This is a genomic window from Weissella sp. ESL1177 (assembly GCF_058107185.1).
This window is the reverse complement of record NZ_CM176591.1, coordinates 1,674,047-1,690,375: the sequence shown is the minus strand read 5'-3', so window position 1 is coordinate 1,690,375 and position 16,329 is coordinate 1,674,047. Positions and strand designations below refer to the sequence as shown.

The following is a 16,329-nucleotide window of genomic DNA, read 5'->3' as shown; positions in this document are numbered from 1 at the left end:
TTTCGATCGTTTTTGTGTTTAGAAATTGTTAAATAAGGACGCCTTTTGACTGATTTAAAAGTTGCTTCCCTTTAGCATAATTGTCATCGCGCTCACTTTGTGGCATCATACTTCCCCCGGTTGCCCAAACGATATGAGTTGCATTGGCTGTATTGAATGCGGGTATATTTTTAATAGTTGGTGCAATACCAGTAAAACCGGCAGCCGCTGAAGGCTCAACAGTGATATGTTGTGTATCTTCTAATTGTGTGACATATCGATAAATATCATTGTCAGGGAAGGTGACGCTACCAAATAGCAATGTCCGCATGACCTTACCAGCAACGCGTGATGGACGGCCAACTGCCAGACCATCGGCAGCGGTTAAACCATCTAGACCGATGTCATAGACTGAAATCTGGTCATTTAATTTTGTCATCATACCAAGGGTGACAGAAGGAACATGTGTTGGTTCACAGAAGATGGCGTGCACATCAGGACCTAAGATTGTTTTTAACCCAAAGGTCACGCCACTTGGACTACCACCAACACCTGCTGGCAGATAAACGATGACCGGATGGTCTGAATCAACTACAATGTGCTGATTCTTTAGCTGTTTTTGTAAGCGAACAGCTGCAACAGCATAGCCTAAGAATAAATCGCTTGAACCCTCATCATCTACAAAATGGCTATTTGGATCAAGCGCAGCATCAGCACGTGCTTTCGGGATGACTTCTGAGAAATTCGTGTTGAATTCTTTGACAGTGACACCATTTTCACGTAATTTATCTTTTTTCCATTGACGAGCATCATGTGACATGTAGACGGTTGTTTTAAAGCCGAAAGTGGCAGCAACAATGCCAACGCTTAGTGCAAGATTACCTGTTGAAGCCACGATAACGCCGTAATCAGCAAATAACTGGCGATATTCATCAGAAGCTAAAATACGATAATCATCCATGTAAGCTAAGTTACCATGAGTCATTGCGATTTCTTCGGCAAATTTTAGCACTTCATAGATACCCCCGCGAGATTTGATTGAGCCGGAGATTGGTAATTGGCTATCAGCTTTTAGATACAAATGACCAGCAAGCTGATGGTTTTGATGATTCCAAGTTTTTTGCATGTTATCTAATGAAATCAAGGGAGATTCAATCATGCCGTTTGTTTCAGCCGTTTCCGGGAAGACAGTCGCTAAGTAAGGTGCAAAGCGGTCTAGACGAGCAACGGCATCAAAAATATCTGATTTTGAAAAAGGGAGATCAGCCTGCTGAGCATAATCTGGGTTGCGCCAAAAAATTGGCTGTTCATTGATTAAATCTTTGATTTGGGGATGTTTTGCTACCAACGTTTCTAAGTCCATGTTATCAATCCTTTCGTCTTTAAATTATAGCGTTATTATAACGCGAAGAAAGTGGCACGAAACCAATTGTGTTAAGTAATGTAACATGACCGATGTTTATTTATTGCTATATTATTTTCGTGGACTATTGTAGAATTAAGGTAAAATTTAATGAGAAATGGAGGCGAATCATATGGAGTCAGCCCGCCAGATGACAAATGTTTCGCGGATTGTTGTGAAGATTGGTACGAGTTCTTTGATGCATGCGAACGGTAAATTAAATTTGCAGGCAATTGATCAGTTGAGTTATACCCTAACTGGCTTAGTTAACGAAGGCAAACAGGTGATTTTAGTTAGTTCAGGGGCGATTGGTGCTGGAATGGGTCAATTGGGTTTGCAAAAGCGACCAGAGCAGATTCAAAAGCAACAAGCTTTAGCTTCCATTGGACAAAGTGAATTAATGACGGTTTATCAGCAACGTTTTGCTGCATATGGTCAAAAAATTAGTCAAGTATTGTTAACGCATGATGTGTTAGATTATCCACAAAGTCGTGAATATGTTCATAACACGATGGAACAATTGCTGGAATGGGGAGTCATTCCCGTTGTTAATGAGAATGATACGGTTGCTGTTGATGAATTGGATCATCGAACAACTTTTGGTGATAATGATCAACTGTCTGCAATCGTTGCAATTCATTCTCACGCAGATTTGTTGATTATGTTATCAGATATTGATGGTTTCTATACGAGTAATCCTCATAAAGACCCAGACGCGAAATTAATTAAGGAATTGCATCAAGTGACTGCTGATTCGCTACAAAAAGCAGGTGGTGCAGGATCGGTGTTCGGTACAGGTGGTATGACAACAAAGTTGAAAGCAGCTGCTAATATTTTGGCACATGATCAAATGATGGTTTTGGCAAATGGGGCTAATCCATCAATTATTTTTAATATTATGAATGGTGAAGCGTTGGGAACCTTATTTATTCCTGATGACACCAATGAGGTACATCAATAATGACAGAATTATTAATTGAAATTGGAAAAAATGCACAGCAGGCTGCACAACAGTTAGCACAATTATCAACAGCCGCTAAAAATCAAGCCTTGCTGGCAATTGCGGATGCATTGGAGACCCAAACGACGAAGATTTTGATTGCTAATCAGGCTGATTTAGCAGATACGACAGGACTAGCAGATAAGTTTGTTGATCGTTTGACGTTAAATGCAGATAGAATTGCGGGGATTGCAGCAGGTGTTCGACAGGTTGCTAGTTTGCCAGATCCGTTGGGAAATATTGAACGCGGTTGGACAACACAAGCAGGATTAGAAATTAGTCAAAAGCGAGTACCGTTGGGTGTTGTGGGCATTATTTATGAAGCACGCCCAAATGTCACGGTTGATTCAGCGGTATTGTGTTTTAAATCCGGGAATGCCGTTATTTTACGTGGTGGTAAAGAAGCAATACATACTAATATGCAAATTGCGACAGTTATTCGTGATGTGTTGCGTGAACAGGGATTACCTCAGGATGCAGTGCAGGTCATCACGGAGACCTCACATGAAGTCGCACAGCAATTTATGCGGTTGAACCAGTATGTTGATGTTTTAATTCCACGTGGATCAGCCAGTTTGATTCAAACAGTTGTGCAACAGGCAACTGTCCCTGTTATTGAAACTGGGGCTGGTAATTGTCATATTTATGTTGATGAAACGGCTGATTTGCAGATGGCTGAAAATATTGTGATTAATGCAAAAACACAGCGACCATCTGTTTGCAACGCTACTGAAAAATTACTTGTGAATGCAGCGATTGCTCCACAATTCTTACCACAAATTGCGAAAGCATTGGTCGCTAATCATGTGGCAATTCGTGGCGATGAACGAACCTGTGAAATTTTAGGTGATCAGGCACGACCAGCACAGCCTGAGGATTGGGATACGGAGTATAATGATTACATTATTGCCATTAAAGTAGTTGATACCCTGGACGAGGCAATTAGCCACATTAATCAACATAATACGAAACATTCTGAAGCAATCATTACAACGAATTATGAACATAGCCAACGATTTACGCAGCAAATTGATGCCGCTTGTGTTTATGTTAATGCATCAACCCGCTTCACAGATGGTTTTGAATTTGGGTTCGGTGCGGAGATTGGTATTTCAACGCAAAAGTTACATGCACGTGGTCCAATGGGCTTAAAAGAATTAACAACAACGAAATATGTGATTTTAGGTCAAGGTCAGATACGAGAATAAAAAATAAGCGACTGAGACATCAGTCGTTATGATCAGTTGAAAAAGGCGCTAATCTATCAATTTTGATTGGTAGATTAGCGCCTTTAAACGTGTTTCAAAAGACTGAATCCTTTTGGAACATTCTCTTTTAATTGTAAAAAATTGTCGAACGTTGGCAATTGCTTAAATGTCAGTTTTATTCCCACTCAACAGTTGCGGGTGGCTTAGCTGTAATATCATAGACGACGCGATTAACGTGGTCAGTTTCGTTAACGATGCGGCGAGAAATTTCTTCTAGCACGTCCCAAGGTAACTTTGCAAAATCAGCGGTCATGCCATCAACTGAAGTAATGGCACGGATTGCAATGGTGTAGTCGTAGGTACGACCGTCACCCATGACACCAACTGAGCGGACACCAGGCAAAACAGTAAAGTATTGCCATACTTCGCCATCTAAACCTTGCTTCGCGATTTCATCACGTAAAATGGCATCAGATTCACGAACAATTTCTAGCTTATCTTCTGTCACTTCACCTAGAACACGGATACCAAGACCTGGTCCAGGGAATGGTTGACGCCAAACAAGTTCATGAGGCATGCCAAGCTTTTCACCAAGTGAACGCACTTCATCTTTAAACAACTTGTTTAAAGGCTCGATTAATTGGAATTGAATATCTTCCGGTAAGCCACCAACGTTGTGATGAGATTTGATTGTTTGGGCAGTATCCGTACCTGACTCGATAACGTCAGTGTATAGGGTTCCTTGCGCTAGGAAGTCAATGCCATCCAATTTTGCGGCTTCTTCATCGAAGACACGAATAAATTCGTTACCAATGATTTTACGCTTTTGTTCAGGATCTGTTACACCAGCTAGTTTCGTCAAGAAACGTTCTTGTGCATCAACTTTGATGATGTTTAGACCAAATTTACCACCAAGCGCTGCCATAACCTCATCAGCTTCGTTCTTACGAAGTAGACCATGATCTACGAAAATTGAGGTTAGTTGATTACCAATTGCTTTGTGTAGTAACACGCCGACAACTGATGAATCAACACCACCAGAAAGGCCAAGCAAGACGCGCTTGTCACCAACTGTTTCACGAATTTTAGTAATTTGTTCTTCAATAAAGTCATCCATTGACCAATCACGTGAGGCATGCACAGCGTTGTCGATAAAATTCTCAAGAATTTTCATACCGTAAACTGTGTGGCGCACTTCAGCGTGGAACTGCACACCATATAATTGGCGCTCAGGATTTTCCATAGCGGCAATTGGGGTGCTATCTGATGTAGCAACAGCTGTGAAACCATCAGGAACAGTGCCAACATAATCACCGTGGGACATCAAAACAGTTTGCGTTTCAGGTGTATCAGCAAATAATGCTGATTGATCATCGGTTACCTTTAGAACTGTCTCACCGTATTCAGATGTATTGTTAGCGGGTAGTACCTTACCACCTGGTAACATATGTGCCATTAGTTGCATACCATAACAAACACCAAGAATTGGAATGTTAAGATTGAAAATTTCTGGATCGACAGAAAATGCACCATCATCATAAACTGAGTTAGGTCCACCCGAGAAAATTAGGCCTTTGGGTTGGAGTTCTTTAATTTCAGCTGCGGTAATAGTGTGTGGCTTTAATTCAGAATATACACCCAGTTCACGAATACGACGTGAAATGAGTTGGTTATATTGAGAACCAAAGTCCAAAACAAGAATACTATCGTGTATATCTGTATTGGCCATGATATCCCCCATTTAATTGATAATTCTATTATACGTACTTTATGATATTTTTCAATGTACTTTTAAAATAATGTTCGTTATTAAAACAAATAAAAATTAACATCATTTACACATCTAAAACTCATTTAAATTAATGATTTTGACATTAAGTAAAACGTTTTGACATATTTTATCATTATATAAAAATTAGCTTGCATTCTAGTTGTGAGACCGCTATAGTAAATAAAATTATATATTCATAAAGAACTCTTAAATGAGTGGTTGGGTTGAGGGACTAATACTTGGAGGTATTAATAAAATGGTTTCACGTCGGATGATGATTGTTGGTGGTGTTGTGGTCGTCGCAGTTGTGGGGATTGGTGTTGCATCAATGAATGGTAGCCAATCAAACAAAAATGATCAGTTCACTGCAGCAATGGTATCAGATACGAATGGTGTGAATGATAAAGGATTTAACCAAAGCGCTTGGGATGGACTGCAAAAATGGGGCAAGCAAAACCATTTAACAAAAGGGAAAGACGGTTATAATTACTTTCAACCCAAAACAGTCGCTGATTATGATACCCAATTAACGCAAGCGGCAACAGCAAACTATAATTTAGTCGCTGCTATTGGGAATACTTTTAAAGATTCTGTTGAAACGGTTGCAAGTAAGCAACCAAAAACAAAATTTGTTTTGGTTGACGAACAAGCAGATAAGAAATATAAAAATGTCGCTTCTGTTAAATTTCATTCGGAACAATCTTCATATCTAGTAGGGGTTGCGGCTGCTAAAAAAGCACAAGAATTAGGCGATAAAACGGTTGGCTTTATTGGTGGTATGCGAAATTCAGTTATTGAGTCATTCTTAGCAGGTTATCAAGCCGGTGTGAAATCAGTTGATCCAAGTATCAAAGTAGATGCCACTTTTGCAGGGACATTTTCTGACCCAGCCAAAGGACAAACGATTGCAAAAGCTAAAATTGCTCAAGGAGAACATGTTATCTTCCAAGCCGCCGGTGGTGTTGGAAACGGTGTTTTCCAAGCTGCCAAAGATCAAAGCGCAACCTTACCATCTGGTTCAAAGGATAAAGTTTGGGTAATTGGTGTTGACCTTGACCAAACGAATATGGGTAACTACAAAACGAAAGATGGTAAGCGGGATAATCTGACATTAACATCATCACTAACAGGAATCGGACGTGGTGTGCAATTAATTACAAAAGCTGCTCAAAATGGTAAATTCCCTGGTGGTAAGACGGTTTATTATGGCCTAAAAGAAGGCGGCGTTGGTGTGGTGACTAAACATTTGAATGCTGATGAAAAGAAGGCTGTTGAAACAGCAAAAGATAAGATTATTGCTGGTGATATCAAGGTGTCAGCTATACCAGAAAAATAAATAAAATAGGCGTCACAATATATTTTTGAGACATATGACGTGAAAAGCTGAGATTATCTGATTTTTTAGTCAGGCATAATCTCAGCTTTTTTAATATCGCTAGTCAAAAATTGCCTTTTTAAGCAATGATTAACGAAAAGTATCGTATGATTGAGTATAATAAAAATGATATGTCTTGTGCGTTGTGAATAAATCAGATAAAAAGGGAATAAATAACGATGAATACGAAAAGAAATACTATGAGCGTTAAAAAAATTCGCCAAATGATTGGTGGCAGAGATGGTTTTGAGTGGGTTGCAGAACAGATGACGCAATTATCACAAATGTACCAATTATATGAATCTGCACAACATGAAATATCAACAAAGTTGGAAAATTTGGATGCTGAATTTGAAGTGAACTATAATCATAATCCGATTCATCACATTGATGGACGAATGAAGGATCCAGAAAGTTTAATGGGTAAATTAAAAAAGAAAAATCTTGAACCTAATGTCACAACTATCAAGAAAAATATTTTTGATATTGCTGGCTTACGTGTTATTACTAATTACATTGATGATATCTATACTGTTGAAAAATTATTAACACAACAAGACGATGTTGAAGTGATTAAACGTAAAGATTATATTGAACATCCGAAAGAAAGTGGTTATCGTAGTTTGCACTTAGTTGTCAAAGTTCCTGTTTTTAAGGCGCATGATGTTGAAGCGGTGCCTGTCGAAATTCAGATTCGAACAATTGGCATGGATATGTGGGCTAGTCTTGAACATGAGTTACGATATAAAACGGATGTTGACCGTGCTGAAGAATTTGCGGATAATTTAGTAGATAATGCAAAGGCATTGTTTGAGATTGAGCAGAATTTTCAAAAGATCCATCACGAACTTTAAACAACAAAAGAAAGAGCTATTGTAGAACGAATTATGGAAAATAAATATGTAAAGAATCACAATAAACATCAACATTTTAAAAAATCTGTTGATGTTTCACGTGGAACAAAAGTAAAAACCAAGACACCAGTCCGTGTAACTATTGGGGATCAATTATTGATCACAATTAAACGATTAGGAATCAATGGTGAAGGCATTGGTTATTATAAGCGTAAAATCACATTTATTCCAGGCGCATTACCAGGTGAAGTCGTTGAAGTTGAGGTGACGAATGTTACTGATAAATTTATTGAAGCACGCATTCGTAAATTCAAGCAAACATCAAAACAACGTGTGACACCTATTGATAACCAAGAAGTGGGTGGCTTTGAATTAGAACATCTCGCTTATGAAGGACAATTACAATTTAAGCAAGATGTTATTCGGCAAGCGTTGGAAAAATATCGACCAGCAGGCTATGCGCATTATAAGTTATTGCCAACGATTGGTATGGCTGACCCTACAGGATATCGTAATAAAGCTCAATTTCCGGTACGTGAAGTCAACGGGCGACTAGCAGTGGGAATGTATAAACGGCATTCACATAAATTAGTGGACTTACCAGTTGTTACAACACAACATCCAGCGACATTAAAAGTTGTACGCACGGTTCGTGATATTTTAGCAGAGATGCAATTACCTATTTATAATGAACGAAAAGATAAAGGTGTGATTAAAACATTAATTGCACGTGTCTCAGAATCAACAGGGCATGTTCAATTAACGATTGTGACCAATGGACGTTCACTACCAAATGCGGATGAACTAATTGATAAAATTCATGTTGCCTTACCAGAAGTTGTATCAATTCACCAAAATATCAACCGTGGTAAGTCATCATTAATATGGGGTGATGATACCCGTCAAATTTGGGGCGAAGATTATATTACAGAACAGATCAATGGCAAGACATTTAAATTATCACCGCGTGCCTTTTTTCAATTGAATCCACGGCAAACGCAGCGACTATATCAAGAAGCAATTAAAGCGTTGAACTTGACGAAAGCGGACAAACTGATCGATGCATACTCAGGTGTTGGAACGATTGGCATTTCGCTAGCTGATAATGCAGGAGAAGTTCGTGGTATGGACACGATTGCAGAATCAATTGATGATGCAAATGAAAATGCAGTGGATAATGGCATTACGAATGCGACCTATTATGTTGGAGCTGCAGAAAAACTTATTCCACAATGGACTCGTGAAGGATGGATTGCAGATGCGATGGTTGTTGACCCACCTCGTACGGGGCTAGATAGTGCATTACGACAAACAATTTTAATAACGAAACCAGAAAAATTTGTTTATGTATCATGTAATGCTTCAACTTTAGCACGTGATTTAGTGGACTTAGCAAAAGTTTATCGTGTTGATTATATACAATCGATTGATATGTTTCCTCAGACAGCTCGTTGGGAGGGAATTGTAAAGTTTACAAAGAAATAATGGTTAAAATTTTTTAAGTGATTGTTGACGATAATGCTATTATGTTAGTATGTTGATTGTCAGCAGGAGAAGTTAATAATGATTAACTGACAATGCTAACTGTCATTAGTGTTGTCTTTTTTGTTTCTGTGAGTAAATGATTGGGAGGATTAAGGAATGAAACAACGTAAGGGGCTGTCAACGCGGTCAGTTGTTGCGACGGGTATTGGTGCTGCTGTATTTCTAATATTATTTAAGTTTGTTGCTATTCCAACAGGGATTCCAAATACCCAAATTAACGTTGCCGAAGCGTGGCTATCGTTAATAACAGCTATTTTTGGACCAATTGTTGGTGGCTTAGTTGCCTTTATTGGGCATGCATTAAACGATGCTATTTCATATGGTTCCGTTTGGTGGAGCTGGGTTATTTCAGACGCTTTGTTTGGTGTTATTTTAGGAATAGCTGTCAAAAAATTACAGCTAACAAATGGTAATTTAACGACTAAAAAGTTGATTGCTTTTAATATTTGGCAGTTACTTGCTAATATTTGTGCGTGGAGCATTATTGCACCATTGGGTGATATTCTAATTTATAGTGAACCGGCAACAAAAGTATTCTTACAAGGATTTGTATCAACGGGTATTAATTTCTTATCAGTTGCTATTTTAGGAACGTTGTTATTAATTGCCTATAATAAGACACAAGTTAAGCAGGGTTCATTGAAGGAAAAAGATTAGTCAATATTGAGTGGGATTATCCTACTCATACATATAAAAATAATTTAAGGAGCGATGTATGACAGCAGCAATTCAAATGCAAAATGTGTCGTTTAAATATGATTCGCAGTCAGAACCAACGTTACATCACATTAATTTATCAATTGCGCCAGGTGAACGTGTTTTATTGTCAGGACCTTCTGGCTCTGGTAAAACCACTTTAGGGCAACTGTTAAACGGATTAATTCCTCATGCGTATAATGGTGAAATAACGGGGAATATTAAAATTAATGGGCATGATATTCAAGAGCAGTCTATTTTTGAACGTTCATTTGATATTGGGACAGTTTTGCAGGATACTGATACGCAATTTGTCGGTCTAACGGTAGCAGAAGATATCGCATTTGCTTTAGAAAATGATCATGTTAGTCATGATGAGTTATTAGATAAGGTTCATCAATGGGCAGAAACGTTACATTTGGATAAGTTACTTAAGGCGGCACCACAAGAATTATCGGGTGGCCAAAAGCAACGCGTCGCTATGGCAGGTGTTTTAATTGATGATAGTCCTATTTTGCTATTTGATGAACCACTGGCTAGTTTAGATCCTGCTAGTGGGCATCGTATGCTCGCCTTATTAGATGAATTACAAGAAAAATATCATTTGACAGTAGTGATGATTGAGCATCGGCTTGAGGATGTGTTACAACATCGGTTAGATCGGGTCATTGTATTGGATAAAGGAACAATTACTTTTGACGGCACGCCAGACGCTATTTTACGGTCAAATACATTACATCAATATGGATTAGCAATGCCTGGTTATTTGAAAATTTTACAGTTGGCAGGTGTTGATCTTGATTCGTTAACAGATATTACGCAACCGCTGAAAGTCTCTGGTACAAATGTGAAGGCAAAGTTACAAGCTTTGCAACCAAAATCTTTGTATTCAGAAGTAAAAGCAACATCTGAAGCGATATTGCATGTTGAACATGTTGCTTTCCAATACGCTAAGCAACGACTTTTTACAGATGTTTCAATGGATTTATATCAGGGTGAATTGGTTGCTTTAGTGGGCAAGAATGGTTCTGGTAAATCAACTTTAAGTAAGCTGATTGCAGGGTTTATTAATCCAACGAGTGGGCATATTAGTTTAAAAAATGTGGGAGATTTGGCACAGTTATCTATAAAAGAACGGGCAGACTATATTGGTTATGTCTCACAAAATCCCAATGATATGATTACGCAATCAATTATTTATGATGAAGTGGCCAGCGGGTTACGCTTACGTGGGCTGACAGAGGAAGAAATTAAGCCACGTGTTTATCGTTTATTAAAATTAGCAGGATTATATGGGATGCGTGAATGGCCAGTGACGGTGTTAAGTTACGGACAAAAAAAACGTTTAACAATTATTAGTGTGTTAGCACTAGAACCAAAAGTTTTGATTTTAGATGAGCCAACAGCTGGTCAAGATTATGCGAATGCGCAAGCAATTATGCAATTTGTCCAAGAACTGAATGTCACCTTTGATACAACTGTTGCGGTGATTACGCATGATATGTCGTTAATGTTGGCAGTTGCTGATCGGGCATTAGTTTTGGTAGATGGTCAATTATTAGCAGATACGACTCCGGCAGAATTACTAAATAATGCTGAATTGGTTGATCAAGCCGATTTGCATATTACGACAATTCATGAGTTGGCACAACAATATCATTTAAAAAATCCAGCTGGTTTAACAGCTTTAATTGGGAGAGGATAGACGGTGATGAATAATATATTTGGTTATCAACCAGGACAGTCCATCATTCACCAATTAAGTGGTGGAACAAAATTATTAATTTTCTTAGTATTAACCATCAGTGGGATGTTAAGTTTCGATGTTCGTTATCTTATTTTGTTAATGGCTTTGTCAATTATTGGTCTGAAAATTGCTGGTATTCATTGGGAAAATGTGGCCACAATTGTTAAATTTGTGGCTGTGTTTGCAGTCATGAACCTATTATTAATTTATCTATTTGCGCCACAATATGGCACGACGTTATTTCATAGTAAAACAATCATTTTGGGTCAAGGCTTTTATGCACTTACTGTCGAACAGTTGTTTTATGAATTTATTGTGCTTGCAAAATACTTTTTTAGCTTACCGTTAGCCTTAATCTTCTTACTGACAACTAATCCAAGTGAATTTGCTGCTGGGTTAAATAAAATTGGTATTTCATACCGAATTTCATATGCAGTAGCATTAACGTTACGATATATTCCTAGTATTCAACAAGAATTTATAACAATCAGTCATGCCCAACAAGCACGTGGTTTTGATATGTCAAAACATGCACCAATGACGCAACGGATTAAAGGTGCTGTTGGTATTATGATGCCCTTGGTATTTTCATCATTGTCAAAGATTGATGAGATTAGTAGGGCAATGGATTTACGTCGTTTTGGTAAAGAAAAGAAACGAACCTGGTATTATGCACAAACGTTTAAGTATCACGATTGGTTATTTTTAATTGGCGTTATTATTTTAATTATCTTTGAAGTGATATTGATTAAGGTAACGGGTAGTCGTTTTTGGTACCCATTTGCAGCATGATTTTTAAAATGTGAATAAAATGAGAACTCTTTAATTAAATGATTGACTTTTCATTATTGGCGTCTTACCATTATATGAGTAAACATGATGATGAGGTAGTAGCCTGTGGTGAATACGCAAAGCGAGTTGCAAATGGTGTGAGGCAATCGGTTCAATCAGGTGAATTTTGGCCTAGGAGTGATTGAAATGATGAGTAGTGATAGCTATAAGTTATTTCCGGTGATGCCCGATATCGCATATAAGTATGCAATCAATACTTAAAGAGCAGTTTGCAGTGATACAAACTGAAACACGGGTGGTAACACGATATTTATCGTCCCGTCGTTCTATTCTATTATAGAGATAGAGCGACGGGATTTTTTTATAGCAAAAGGAGCAATATGACAACAACAATTTTTTCATCTTTGCAGTTGCCAGATGGTGAAGTGTCACAAGATGAGCAAACGTTAAAAACGTATGGCACAAATTACTATACGCAAGAAATCACAACTGAAATATTACCGGATGCCGTTGTATTTGCTGAAACAATTGCTGATGTTCAGGAAACGCTACGTTTTGCAACAGCCCATCAAATTGCGGTTGTACCGCAAGGAGCTAAAACATCAATTGTTAATAGCGCAGCCGGTTTAACAGGTAGTCTAATACTGAATGTATCACGGATGAACCACATTTTAGCCATTGAGCCAGAAAATCAAGTGGCTATTGTTGAACCAGGGGTATTAAATGGCGATTTGGATGCAGAGGCACGTCAAGCAGGTTATTTCTTTTCACCAGATCCTGGGTCGAAACGGATTAGTTCAGTTGGAGGGAACATTGCGACTAATGCAGGCGGTATGTCATCGTTAAAATATGGGACAACCAAGCAATCCGTTTTAGGATTAAAAGTTGTGTTAGCAAATGGTGAATTGATCACACTTGGTGGTAAGACATTTAAAAATAACGTTGCATATGATTTTACTGATTTAATGATTGGATCGGAAGGCACATTAGGTATTATTGTTGAAGCCACGGTTCGTTTACTACCAGTACCATTAGGTGGTGCCATTACGGGCTTAGCAACCTTTCCGACGATTCATGAATTAATGCGTGCTGTACAAGCAGTGCAAGCTAGTGGTGTGAACCCATCAATGTTAGAAATTTTGAATCGTGTTTCGATTGAAGCGTTAGATGAATATGAAAATAGTCATTTGGGTAGCCATGGTGAACAAGCCTTATTGATTTTTCAAATTGATGTTGCTGTCGCTGGTGTGTTGGATAAAATTGATAACCTCTTACATGAATATGGGGCAACGAAGATTGATGTGACAGAAGATGCTGAACGAACAGCTGAAATTATTAAAATTAGGCAAGATATCTTTGCTGCTGGTGCCCAATATGGTCGCTTAATTGTTGAAGATATTGCCGTACCGCTGGGTAAGTTAGCAGATGTTGCTGATAAAGCTGAGGAACTAGCAACAAAATATGATCAACGATTACTTTTGTTAGGGCATGCGGGAGATGGCAATTTGCATCCGGATATTATTTTGCAGGATAAAGATGGCACCTTACCAGCAGATACACAAAAATTTATTAATGAATTATTAGATTTTGTTATAAAATCAAATGGAACAGTTAGTGCAGAGCATGGCATTGGCAGTTTAAAAAATGCCTGGGTACCAAAACAATTAGATGCAAATGTTCGTGTATTACAAAAGCAAGTGAAACAAGTATTTGATCCACTGGGAATTTTAAATCCAGGTCGGAAAATTTAAAAAATGAGGGAATGAACATGGGAGTAAATAAGCGTGTTGCAGCAATTAAGCCAAATGCGATTCGAGCATTTGACGATGAAACAAGTGGTGTTGAAGGTATTTTGAAATTAACACTCGGTGAGCCTGATTTTACAGTGCCGGCACATGTTAAGAAGGCAGCGATTGCAAGTATTGAAGCAGATGATTCACATTATGCACCAGCTGCTGGTACAGTTGCTTTACGAGAAGCTATTCATCATTTTATGTTAGACCGTTATGGCTTATCATATGATGTTGATTCAGAAATCGTTGTTACCTTGGGTGCGACTGAAGGTATTTATGATACATTTACGGCATTTATTAATGAAGGCGATAAGGTATTGTTACCTGCACCAAACTTCTCAATGTATGATCCGACAATTGAGTTAGCTGGTGGTGAAGTTGTCTACGTTGACACGTCAGAATCAGGTTTCTTGTTAACACCAGAACAATTGCAAGCAGCTATTGATGAGTATGGTGATCAATTAACCACAGTGATGTTGAATTATCCATCTAACCCAACAGGCGTTACCTATACCGCTGAACAACTATCAGCTTTGGCTGATGTATTACAGGGAACTAATATTACAGTGATTGCTGATGAAATTTATTCTGAGTTAACTTATAATGCACCACATACATCAATTGCAAAGTTTCTACCTGAGCAGACCATTATTTTGAATGGTGTCTCAAAGTCACATGCGATGACGGGTTATCGGATTGGTTTCATTGTGGGGCCAAAAGACTTATTGCGACCAGCTGCCTTGTTACATCAATTTACAGTGACAGCAGCTTCAAATCCTGCCATGGCAGGAGCAGCGGAGGCCTTGGGTTCAGCACAGGGTAAGTTAGATTCTAAGGCAATGCGTGAAGCTTATCGTGAGCGACGTGATTACTTGGTACCGGCTTTACGCAAGCTGGGCTTTGAAATTACTGAACCAACGGGTGCTTTCTACGTCTTTCCAAAGTTACCAGCAAATGTTGATCAGGATGATTATGCATTTAGTGTTGATTTAGCAAAACGTGGTAAGGTAGCCGTTATTCCAGGATCAGCTTTTAATGTTGGCGGAGAGGCGCATATCCGTATTAGTTACGCAGCATCAATGGCAACATTACATGAAGCTGTGAAGCGCATTGGTGACTTTTTGGCCAACTATTGATTGAAGTAAGAACAATGATAATTTAGAGGGGAGAATATTATGACACGTAAAGTTGGTATTATTGGTATGGGACACGTTGGGGCAGCAGTTGCCCATAGTTTAACAGCACAAGGAGCAGTTGATGATTTTGTTTTCATTGATACGAATGAAGCAAAAGCGACCGCTGAGGCATTAGATTTTGAAGATGCCATGGCTAATCTGGAGTTTCATGCGAATTATGTCGTGAATGATTGGTCAGCATTAGCTGATGCTGACGTTGTTGTTTCTTCAGTTGGAAAGATTTCATTGCAAGAAACGACAACAACGAATGATCGTTTTGTTGAACTGAAATTTACCAAGCAACAAATTGCAGGTGTGTCTAAACAATTAGTTGCATCTGGCTTTAAAGGTATTTTGGTGGTCATTACAAATCCAGTAGATGTTATTACAACGATGTATCAACACTATACTGGTTTCCCAGCAGAACGTGTTATTGGTACGGGGACATTGCTAGACACCGCACGTATGCATCGTGCTGTTGGGGCAGCCTTACAGGTTCATCCAAAGTCAGTTAGTGGCTACAACATTGGTGAACATGGTAATTCACAGTTTACAGCATGGTCAACAGTTACTGTTAAGGATCAACCAATCACAGATTATGACTTGCCATTATCAAAGTTAAATGATGAAGTACGTGATGGGGGTTATACCGTTTATAACGGTAAGAAGTTTACCAGTTATGGCATTGCAAGTGCTGCTAGTCGCTTAACCAAAGCTGTTTTAACAGATAGTCATGAAGAACTACCAGTTTCAAATTATCGTTCTGAATACGATGTTTATGTGTCATATCCAGTCATTGTTGGTCGTGAAGGCGTCGTGGATCAGGTCGCTTTGCACTTACCAGCTGATGAACAAGAGAAGTTGACTGCTTCAGCACACTTTATTAAGGAACAGTATGATAAAGTAATTGCTGAACTGGGTGAATAAGCACACAATAATAGTTGAAATAGTATTTATTTTGTTTAATTACTTAAAAAGGCTGAGACAATAAT

13 protein-coding genes and 1 other annotated feature are annotated in these 16,329 nt (G+C 38.5%); of the genes, 11 read left to right on the top strand and 2 right to left on the bottom strand.

Translation table 11 applies throughout. From position 1 onward, the window contains the following. Positions 1-28 precede the first annotated feature (28 nt). A complete protein-coding gene (gene dsdA / locus AC3B5D_RS08250) occupies positions 29-1,342 on the bottom strand; it encodes a D-serine ammonia-lyase (protein ID WP_489840499.1) in 1,314 nt (437 codons plus the stop codon). 172 nt (positions 1,343-1,514) lie between these two features. Between dsdA and proB the strand changes: the two genes are divergently transcribed. Further along, positions 1,515-2,342 (top strand): glutamate 5-kinase, encoded by an 828-nt coding sequence (gene proB / locus AC3B5D_RS08245; protein WP_489840500.1) that lies wholly within the window; start codon positions 1,515-1,517, stop codon positions 2,340-2,342. Further along, a complete protein-coding gene (locus AC3B5D_RS08240; protein WP_489840501.1) occupies positions 2,342-3,589 on the top strand; it encodes a glutamate-5-semialdehyde dehydrogenase in 1,248 nt (415 codons plus the stop codon). The genes proB and AC3B5D_RS08240 overlap by 1 nt, the downstream gene beginning before the upstream one ends. Positions 3,590-3,764: 175 nt before the next feature. Here the strand turns inward: AC3B5D_RS08240 and guaA are convergent, their stop codons facing one another. Further along, the gene (guaA, locus tag AC3B5D_RS08235) at positions 3,765-5,318 is read right to left on the bottom strand and encodes a glutamine-hydrolyzing GMP synthase (protein WP_489840502.1); all 1,554 of its coding nucleotides are present in this window, start codon (positions 5,316-5,318) and stop codon (positions 3,765-3,767) included. A 298-nt stretch (positions 5,319-5,616) separates the two neighbouring features. Here guaA and AC3B5D_RS08230 point away from each other — a divergent pair, with 298 nt between their 5' ends. From AC3B5D_RS08230 to AC3B5D_RS08190, 9 genes are all read left to right on the top strand, one after another. Further along, positions 5,617-6,696 carry a BMP family lipoprotein gene (locus AC3B5D_RS08230; RefSeq protein WP_489840503.1) on the top strand — a complete coding sequence of 360 codons (1,080 nt, stop codon included), beginning with the start codon at positions 5,617-5,619 and terminating at the stop codon, positions 6,694-6,696. Positions 6,697-6,935: 239 nt separating this feature from the next. Then, a complete protein-coding gene (locus AC3B5D_RS08225; RefSeq protein WP_489877260.1) occupies positions 6,936-7,589 on the top strand; it encodes a GTP pyrophosphokinase in 654 nt (217 codons plus the stop codon). 33 nt (positions 7,590-7,622) lie between these two features. Further along, on the top strand, positions 7,623-9,074 hold the full coding sequence (gene rlmD, locus AC3B5D_RS08220; RefSeq protein ID WP_489840505.1) for a 23S rRNA (uracil(1939)-C(5))-methyltransferase RlmD: 1,452 nt from the start codon (positions 7,623-7,625) through the stop codon (positions 9,072-9,074). Positions 9,075-9,230: 156 nt separating this feature from the next. Beyond that, a complete protein-coding gene (locus tag AC3B5D_RS08215; RefSeq protein WP_489840506.1) occupies positions 9,231-9,791 on the top strand; it encodes an ECF-type riboflavin transporter substrate-binding protein in 561 nt (186 codons plus the stop codon). A 58-nt stretch (positions 9,792-9,849) separates the two neighbouring features. Then, a complete protein-coding gene (locus AC3B5D_RS08210; RefSeq protein WP_489840507.1) occupies positions 9,850-11,535 on the top strand; it encodes an ABC transporter ATP-binding protein in 1,686 nt (561 codons plus the stop codon). 6 nt (positions 11,536-11,541) lie between these two features. Further along, positions 11,542-12,369, top strand: a complete 828-nt coding sequence (locus AC3B5D_RS08205) for an energy-coupling factor transporter transmembrane component T family protein (RefSeq protein WP_489840508.1) — start codon at positions 11,542-11,544, stop codon at positions 12,367-12,369. A 78-nt stretch (positions 12,370-12,447) separates the two neighbouring features. Continuing rightward, positions 12,448-12,693, top strand: a binding site (T-box leader). Positions 12,694-12,749: 56 nt separating this feature from the next. After that, a complete protein-coding gene (locus AC3B5D_RS08200) occupies positions 12,750-14,120 on the top strand; it encodes an FAD-binding oxidoreductase (RefSeq protein ID WP_489840509.1) in 1,371 nt (456 codons plus the stop codon). A 17-nt stretch (positions 14,121-14,137) separates the two neighbouring features. Then, a complete protein-coding gene (locus tag AC3B5D_RS08195) occupies positions 14,138-15,298 on the top strand; it encodes an aminotransferase class I/II-fold pyridoxal phosphate-dependent enzyme (protein WP_489840510.1) in 1,161 nt (386 codons plus the stop codon). A gap of 39 nt (positions 15,299-15,337) precedes the next feature. Further along, positions 15,338-16,264 (top strand): L-lactate dehydrogenase, encoded by a 927-nt coding sequence (locus AC3B5D_RS08190; RefSeq protein WP_489840511.1) that lies wholly within the window; start codon positions 15,338-15,340, stop codon positions 16,262-16,264. The last annotated feature ends 65 nt before the right edge of the window (positions 16,265-16,329 follow it).

Bases quoted from the DNA above. Each gene is read 5' to 3' on its own strand.
- dsdA (WP_489840499.1), bottom strand. From the start codon at position 1,342: ATGGACTTAGAAACGTTGGTAGCAAAACATCCCCAAATCAAAGATTTA.
- rlmD (WP_489840505.1), top strand. From the start codon at position 7,623: ATGGAAAATAAATATGTAAAGAATCACAATAAACATCAACATTTTAAA.
- AC3B5D_RS08190 (WP_489840511.1), top strand. From the start codon at position 15,338: ATGACACGTAAAGTTGGTATTATTGGTATGGGACACGTTGGGGCAGCA.
- AC3B5D_RS08225 (WP_489877260.1), top strand. From the start codon at position 6,936: ATGAGCGTTAAAAAAATTCGCCAAATGATTGGTGGCAGAGATGGTTTT.
- AC3B5D_RS08240 (WP_489840501.1), top strand. From the start codon at position 2,342: ATGACAGAATTATTAATTGAAATTGGAAAAAATGCACAGCAGGCTGCA.
- AC3B5D_RS08205 (WP_489840508.1), top strand. From the start codon at position 11,542: ATGAATAATATATTTGGTTATCAACCAGGACAGTCCATCATTCACCAA.
- proB (WP_489840500.1), top strand. From the start codon at position 1,515: ATGGAGTCAGCCCGCCAGATGACAAATGTTTCGCGGATTGTTGTGAAG.
- AC3B5D_RS08195 (WP_489840510.1), top strand. From the start codon at position 14,138: ATGGGAGTAAATAAGCGTGTTGCAGCAATTAAGCCAAATGCGATTCGA.
- AC3B5D_RS08230 (WP_489840503.1), top strand. From the start codon at position 5,617: ATGGTTTCACGTCGGATGATGATTGTTGGTGGTGTTGTGGTCGTCGCA.
- guaA (WP_489840502.1), bottom strand. From the start codon at position 5,318: ATGGCCAATACAGATATACACGATAGTATTCTTGTTTTGGACTTTGGT.
- AC3B5D_RS08200 (WP_489840509.1), top strand. From the start codon at position 12,750: ATGACAACAACAATTTTTTCATCTTTGCAGTTGCCAGATGGTGAAGTG.
- AC3B5D_RS08210 (WP_489840507.1), top strand. From the start codon at position 9,850: ATGACAGCAGCAATTCAAATGCAAAATGTGTCGTTTAAATATGATTCG.
- AC3B5D_RS08215 (WP_489840506.1), top strand. From the start codon at position 9,231: ATGAAACAACGTAAGGGGCTGTCAACGCGGTCAGTTGTTGCGACGGGT.